This window comes from Bacillus sp. PAMC28748 (assembly GCF_014250415.1).
GTDB lineage: Bacteria > Bacillota > Bacilli > Bacillales > Bacillaceae > Bacillus > Bacillus licheniformis.
Genome location: NZ_CP060192.1, coordinates 2,938,504 through 2,945,793, shown reverse-complemented (window position 1 = coordinate 2,945,793; position 7,290 = coordinate 2,938,504). Strand labels below are relative to the sequence as shown.

6 protein-coding genes and 1 other annotated feature (1 of these 7 only partly in view) are annotated in these 7,290 nt (G+C 48.8%); all 6 genes read right to left on the bottom strand.

Features of this window, described 5'->3' with window-relative positions:
- Nucleotides 1-110: 110 nt before the first annotated feature.
- Nucleotides 111-1,415 carry a uracil permease PyrP gene (pyrP, locus tag H7F26_RS15155; RefSeq protein ID WP_003181617.1) on the bottom strand — a complete coding sequence of 435 codons (1,305 nt, stop codon included), beginning with the start codon at nt 1,413-1,415 and terminating at the stop codon, nt 111-113.
- Between the two features lie 202 nt (nt 1,416-1,617).
- The gene (gene pyrR / locus H7F26_RS15150) at nt 1,618-2,166 is read right to left on the bottom strand and encodes a bifunctional pyr operon transcriptional regulator/uracil phosphoribosyltransferase PyrR (RefSeq protein ID WP_003181615.1); all 549 of its coding nucleotides are present in this window, start codon (nt 2,164-2,166) and stop codon (nt 1,618-1,620) included.
- A gap of 177 nt (nt 2,167-2,343) precedes the next feature.
- Entirely contained in the window at nt 2,344-3,258 is a 915-nt protein-coding gene (locus H7F26_RS15145) for an RluA family pseudouridine synthase (protein WP_003181613.1), read from the bottom strand.
- Between the two features lies 1 nt (nt 3,259).
- The gene (gene lspA, locus H7F26_RS15140; RefSeq protein WP_003181612.1) at nt 3,260-3,721 is read right to left on the bottom strand and encodes a signal peptidase II; all 462 of its coding nucleotides are present in this window, start codon (nt 3,719-3,721) and stop codon (nt 3,260-3,262) included.
- Between the two features lie 122 nt (nt 3,722-3,843).
- Nucleotides 3,844-4,209, bottom strand: a complete 366-nt coding sequence (locus H7F26_RS15135) for a TraR/DksA C4-type zinc finger protein (protein ID WP_003181606.1) — start codon at nt 4,207-4,209, stop codon at nt 3,844-3,846.
- Between the two features lie 260 nt (nt 4,210-4,469).
- Complete coding sequence (gene ileS, locus H7F26_RS15130; protein WP_017474819.1) at nt 4,470-7,238, bottom strand: isoleucine--tRNA ligase; 2,769 nt, start codon at nt 7,236-7,238, stop codon at nt 4,470-4,472.
- Nucleotides 7,239-7,289: 51 nt separating this feature from the next.
- Nucleotide 7,290 (bottom strand) — a binding site (T-box leader) (it continues 229 nt past the right edge of the window).

Sequence of the window (7,290 nt, the reverse complement as noted above, 5' to 3'; positions counted from 1 at the left end):
AAAACCCCAGGCCATAACGGCTTGGGGTACAGTGAATCAGAGAATGCGCTTTTTTGCACTTCTCTCTCCGCAACCCTTTCAAGCCTCTCTGGACTTCATTTAAAAGGTTTTTAAATATGCTCTTCTATTTCAATTCCGTCCTGATCTCCCTTTGATTCAGGCAGGACAAGGTTTAAAACCACTCCGACGATCGCCGCAAGCGCCATGCTTGACAGCTCAAACCCTGAGATCTTGATAAATGCGCCGCCCACTCCGATGACGAGAATGACGGATGAGATGATCAGGTTTCGCTTGTTTTCCAAGTCAATTTTATTATCGATCAGCATGCGCAGTCCGCTGGATGCGATGATACCGAACAGCAGGAAGGAAACGCCTCCCATGACTGCGGAAGGGACAGAGCTGATCAGGGCCGAAATTTTGCCGATAAATCCGAAGCACAGTGCAATGACAGCCGCTCCGCCGATGACAAATACGCTGAATACTCTTGTGATGGCGAGTACGCCGATGTTTTCTCCGTAAGTCGTTGTCGGGGGTCCGCCGATGCATGATGCAAGCATCGTTGCGACGCTGTCGCCGAAAATCGAGCGGTGAAGCCCGGGCTTCTTAATAAAATCCTGGCCGACGACCTTGCTTAATACCATTTGGTGTCCGATATGTTCTGACATTGTCACGAAAGCGACGGGCACCATGGCGATTCCGATTCCGACAGCCGCCGCGCTCGGCGTATAGTCGACAAACGGAAGCACGAAGTCCGGAACAGCAAACCATTTGGCGTCAAGAACCATCTGGAAGTCGACGATTCCCTGGGTCAGGGCGAACAAGTATCCGCCGATAATTCCGATCAAGACAGGAATCAGGCTGAAAAATCCTCTCAAGAAAATCGCGCAGATTATGGTGAGCGCGAGTGTGAATCCTGCGACGCCAAAATGCTTGGCGCTGTAGACGAGCACTTTTGCTCCCGAATCTTCATACATGGCCATATTGACAGCCGTGCTTGCCAGCCCGAGTCCGATGACGATAATGACCGGACCGACGACAACAGGCGGCAGAAGCCTCATCAGCCAGTCCGTTCCAAGCTGCTGGATGAGAAGGGCGATCAGCCCGTAGGCGATGCCTGCCATAAATGCGCCGATCATGGCCGCGCCAGGGCCTCCGGCGGCTTTTGCCGCGATAATCGGGGCAATAAATGCAAAGGATGAACCTAAGTAAGCCGGGATCTGTCCTTTTGTAATCAAGAGATACGCAAGCGTTCCAAGCCCGCTTGTAATGAGGGCCACGCCCGGGCTTAAGCCTACAAGCTTCGGCACAAGGATCGTCGCTCCGAACATGGCAAACAGATGCTGCAGGCTGAAAGATATCCAATTCAAAGGTTTTGGTACTTCTCTGACACCAAGGTTCACTTTTTTCTGACTCATATTTTTTCCTCCTGATGATCGACTCACTGTCTATGATGTCTTCATATCCTGAAATGATTTATGCCCATTAAAAAAGCCTCTTTGCTTAAATTGCGCAAAGAGGCAGACAAAGACCGCCGCACGGTAAGGCGGCTTTCTTTCGTTCCATCCCTCTTTGCAAACTCACTGGAATGCATTTAAAAAAGGATTATAGGATTATCATTCACTTTTTATAAATCGCCGCAAGGTCGCGTCCGTCAACTTCCTCCAATTGAACCATGACCTTTTCGGTTTTCGACGTCGGGATGTTTTTCCCGATAAAGTCGGCTCTGATCGGCAGCTCTCTGTGGCCGCGGTCGACAAGCACCGCAAGCTGGATGGATGAAGGCCGCCCGACATCGACGAGCGCATCCATGGCCGCTCTGACCGTCCGTCCCGTGTAAAGCACGTCATCGACGAGGATCACCTTTTGATCGGTGATGTCCGCCGGAATGTCCGCTCCTTTGACAAGCGGCTCTTTATTGGACGTTTTTTTGGAGAGATCATCCCGGTAAAGGGTGATGTCCAGCTCTCCTACGGTGACTTTGTTTCCTTCGATTTGCTCAATCCGTTCGGCAAGCCGTTTGGCCAGATAGATGCCTCTCGTTTTGATTCCGACAAGGATACAGTTGTTCATTCCTTTGTTTCGTTCAATCATTTCGTGGGCGATTCTTGTCAGCGCCCTTCTGATCGCCTGTTCGTCAAGCACAACAGCCTTTTCCTGCTCTTGCATGGCCAAACACCTCGCATCTTTTAAAGGATAAAACAAAAACCCCTTCTGCATAAAGGCAGAGAGGGGTCTTTAAACGAATTCATTGATTCGCTTGTCCGGTATCCTTCTCAGCCTCTCTGGACTGTGTTAAAGAATCTGATTTAACTGCATTTATTATTTCAAAAAAGAAAACGTCTGTCAACGTTTATTTCGAATTTTGTCGAGGAGGTTTTTCATGTCGTCAGGCAGAGGCGCCTCAAATTCAACATATTCTCCCGTACGCGGATGGTCAAACCCCAATACGCCCGCATGCAGCACCTGGCCGTTGAAATCGACCGTCTTTTTCGGTCCGTATTTCGGATCTCCCGCGAGAGGAAAGCCGATATATTTCATATGCACGCGAATTTGATGGGTTCTCCCCGTTTCAAGCTGGCATTCAACGACAGTAAAATCGTCGAACCGTTCGATTACTTCAAAATGAGTGACGGCATGCTTTCCGTTTTCCCTTGTAACCGTCATACTCTGCCTGTCTTTTTTATCCCTGCCGATCGGCGCGTCGATCGTCCCGTGGTCATGCGGGATGACGCCGTGGACGAGCGCGGTGTATTTTCTCGTTACTGTTTTGTTGACAAGCTGGTTCACGAGCGACTCATGCGCCATGTCGTTTTTGGCAACCATCAACAGGCCTGAAGTGTCCTTATCAATCCGGTGGACGATCCCCGGTCTCATCACGCCGTTGATGCCTGACAGGTCGTCACAATGCGCCATCAAACCATTGACTAGCGTCCCTGTCAAATGGCCGGGAGCCGGATGAACGACCATTCCCCGCGGCTTGTTGACGACCAGTACGTCCTGGTCCTCATAATAAATATCAAGATCCATCGGTTCAGCCGTGACATCCAGCGGTTCCGGTTCGGGAACCTGGACTGACACCGCATCCCCTTCCTGAACTTTATAATTGGCTTTCACCGCATTTCCGTTAACCAGCACACGGTCTTCTTTAATCCACTGCTGTACTTGAGTCCGCGACCAATCCGCTTCAACTGCGGTCAAGTACTTGTCAATCCGTTCACCTTTATGTTCTTCATGAACGGTCATATCATAATGCTCCATGTTACAGCTCCTTCTTCTTCTTTCCGTCTAACAGCATTTGTATAAATAAGAGCAGGACTCCGATGCATAAAGATGAATCGGCAATGTTGAAAATCGGATAGTGATAATTGACGATCGTCACGTGGATAAAATCGACAACTTCTTGTCTGAACACGCGGTCGATGAAATTGCCGACAGCACCGCCAAGCATCAAACCGAGAGCGATTCCGAGCAGGATTTGTCCTTTTGCATGTTTTTGAATGTAGTATACAATGCCGATGATCACCACCGTCGTAATGATGTAAAAAAACCACATCTGCCCGGCCAAAATGCCCCATGCCGCACCTGTATTCCTGTGCGACGTAATCTGAAAGAAGCCATCGATGACGGGGATGCTTTCACCGTACTCCATTTTGCTGACGACCAGCCATTTTGTAAATTGATCGATACCGATAATGAGCAGCGCAATTATGTAATAAGGCACAAACCGTTCCTCCAGTTTCTGTTTCTCTTCATTTAAGCATTTTAACAAGAAAAAGAAAAGGAGTAAAGGAATATTCATTGACATCCTGCAAGAGGGCAAATGCCCTCCCCTCTTGCAGAATGTTATGAGTAGAGCGCCCGGTTGAACGTTTCATCCGTCTCAGCCCAAATAGGAAGCGTCTTTTTTTCAAATTGGGCATGATATAAAAAATCGTTCGCAGTGCGCGCCGTCGGCAGAATAGCCATCTTTGCCAGCGGAATAGCCTGATTTGTTTCTTCGCAAATGCCGTATGTTCCGTTTTCGATTTTTGAAAGGGCCAAAAGCACGTCCTGAAGCTCTTCTTTTACATGATACATAAGTGTTGCCTGCTGATACGAACTGATGCCCTGAGAATCCTGCTGAAAAAAGGAGTATTCAAAAAGCCTTGCTTCCAACTCTTCCTTCATTTGAAGAAGTTCGGTATGAATTGCCGCCAGCTGCTCGTTCACGCCTACATCAACTCCTGCTCTTATCGTTTGTGACCTTAGTGTTACCGACAATGCCGGTATCCAAGCCCAAAAGATTTTTCCTGACGTACAAAACGATGTCAGCAATGGCATCCTTACTGCGGACTTTCACAGGATGTGGCGGCGGCGTTCAAGCAGGTTAGCTGCCGATCCTTTTTATTTACTTAGCAGGCATGACAGCAAATGATAAGGTTTGGCGGCATGCTAAAAGCGGTTCGGAAAAACTCCGAACCGCTTCATGGTTAATTTTGATAATACGTCTTCACAATTCCAGCACAGCGAGGGCAGAGTTCCGGATGATCGGGATCCTCGCCGATTTCTTTGGAAACCATGCGGCACCGCTCGCAAGTCTCGCCTTCTGCCTGAGCAACGACGATTTTTCCTGCTTCAAACGACTGCGCATCCTCAGGCGCATCGGCTTCCGTTCCGCCGATGGCAAGCTCCGACACGATGAACAGCTGTTTGACGTCTTCCTTGATTGAAGAAAGCAGCGCTTTAGCTTCTTCATTCGGATACAGCGTCAAGCTGGCAACCGAAGATTTTCCGATGATCTTTTCATTCCGTGCTGTTTCAAGCGCTTTAAGAACATCGTCGCGCAGCTTCATGAAGCTGTCGAACTTCTCTTCCGTCTCTTTTGCATTCGGAATGTCTCTTGTTTCCGGCATATCTGTAAGCTGCACGCTTTTTTCCGATACGAATGTGAAGTGGCTCCACATTTCGTCCGCAGTATGCGGCAGAATCGGCGCGATCAGCTTGACAAGCGCAAGCAGCGTTTCGTAAAAAACGGTCTGCATGCTGCGGCGGTCTTTATGATCGGCGTGTTCAATATAAACGACGTCTTTAGCAAAGTCCATATAGAATGAGCTGAGCTCGATCGCACAGAAGTTGTGGACAGCATGGTAAATGACCGCAAAATCGTATTCTTCATACGCTTTTTTGACTTTTTCAATGAGGCTGTTCAGTTTGATCAAAATGTACTGATCGACTTCTCTCAGATCTTCCACAGCGATTGCATCTTTCGCCGGGTCAAAATCAGCAATGTTTCCGTGAAGGAAGCGGAACGTGTTGCGGATCTTCCGGTACACTTCTGCGACTTGCTTTAAGATCGCGTCAGACACGCGGACATCTGCCTGATAGTCGACAGACGCAACCCACAGCCTTAAAATATCTGCCCCGAACTGGTTCATGATTTTTGCAGGAACAACGACATTGCCGAGTGATTTACTCATTTTGCGGCCTTCTCCGTCAAGAGCAAAACCGTGCGAAAGCACGCCTTTATAAGGTGCTTTGCCTGTTACGGCAACCGCTGTCGAAATCGATGAGTTAAACCAGCCGCGGTATTGGTCAGATCCTTCCAGATACAAGTCGGCAGGTCTTACAAGATCTTCGCGCTCTTCCAGTACGGCCTGATGAGACGAACCTGAATCAAACCAGACGTCCATGATGTCCTGCTCTTTTGTAAACTTGCCGTTCGGGCTTCCAGGGTGAGTAAAGCCTTCCGGAAGCAGTTCATTCGCTTCTTTTTCAAACCAAATGTTCGAACCGTGCTCCCTGAATAGTTCAGAAACGTGGTTGATCGTTTCGTCCGTGATGATCGGCTCCCCGTTTTCCGCATAAAATACCGGAATCGGCACGCCCCATGCGCGCTGTCTTGAAATACACCAGTCGCCGCGGTCGCGGATCATATTGTAGAGGCGTGTCTCGCCCCATTCAGGCACCCATTTAGTTTTTTTAACCGCTTCAAGAAGCTCGTCTCTAAAGTCTTTGATGGAAGCGAACCATTGGGCGGTTGCACGGAAAATAGTCGGTTTTTTCGTTCTCCAGTCGTGCGGATAGGAGTGAGTGATGAAATCAAGCTTCAGCAAAGCGCCTTTTTCTTCGAGCTGTTCTGTAATCGGCTTGTTGGCCTGATCGTAAAACAGTCCTTCAAAACCAGGGGCTTCGCTCGTCATATGTCCTTTTTCATCAACCGGACAAAGCACGTCAAGCCCGTATTTTTGACCGATGATAAAGTCGTCTTCCCCGTGTCCTGGAGCGGTATGAACGCAGCCTGTACCGGCATCTGTTGTTACGTGTTCGCCGAGCATCACAAGCGAATCTCTGCCGTATAGAGGATGAACTGCGACGATATGTTCCAAATCTTTACCTTTAACAGTCTGAACGACTTCATGATCTTCAAAGCCGATCGCTTTTGCCACGCTTTCAATCAATGCGCTTGCCATCACGTAGCGCGCGCCGCCGGCAGCAACGACGCTGTACTCCAGTTCAGGATGTACGGCGATGCCGAGGTTGGCCGGGATTGTCCACGGCGTTGTCGTCCAGATGACAATCTTTTCGCCGTTTGTTAATACGCCTTTTCCATCCTTTACATCAAATGCAACATAGATAGACGGAGAGCGTTTATCATGGTACTCGATTTCCGCTTCAGCCAGAGCAGACTCACTTGAAGGAGACCAGTAAACCGGCTTCTTCCCTTTGTAAATATAGCCTTTTTTCGCCATTTCGCCGAATACTTTAATTTGCTGCGCTTCAAACTCAGGCTTAAGCGTCACGTATGGATTTTCCCAATCTCCTCTGACACCGAGCCGCTTAAATTGCGCTTTTTGGCCTTCGATTTGCTGCCATGCATATTCTTCGCAAAGTTTGCGGAATTCGGCAACTGTCATTTCTTTGCGCTTCACTTTTTTGTTCTTCGTGAGCGCTGTTTCAATCGGCAGGCCGTGTGTGTCCCAGCCCGGAACGTACGGCGCATGATAGCCGCTCATCGATCTCGAACGGACGATGAAATCCTTCAGTACTTTGTTAAGCGCATGCCCCATATGAATATCGCCGTTCGCATACGGCGGTCCGTCATGAAGCACGAACATCGGCCGGCCTTCGGTACGTTTCTGAACGAGGCTGTAAATGTCCATATCCTCCCATTTCCCCTGGATTTCAGGTTCGCGGTTCGGCAGGTTTCCTCTCATCGGAAAATCTGTTTTCGGCATTAAGAGCGTGTCTTTATAATCCATTACCATTCCTCCAAAACATCTTTTCTAAAACAAAAAAAGCCTTTTCATCCCA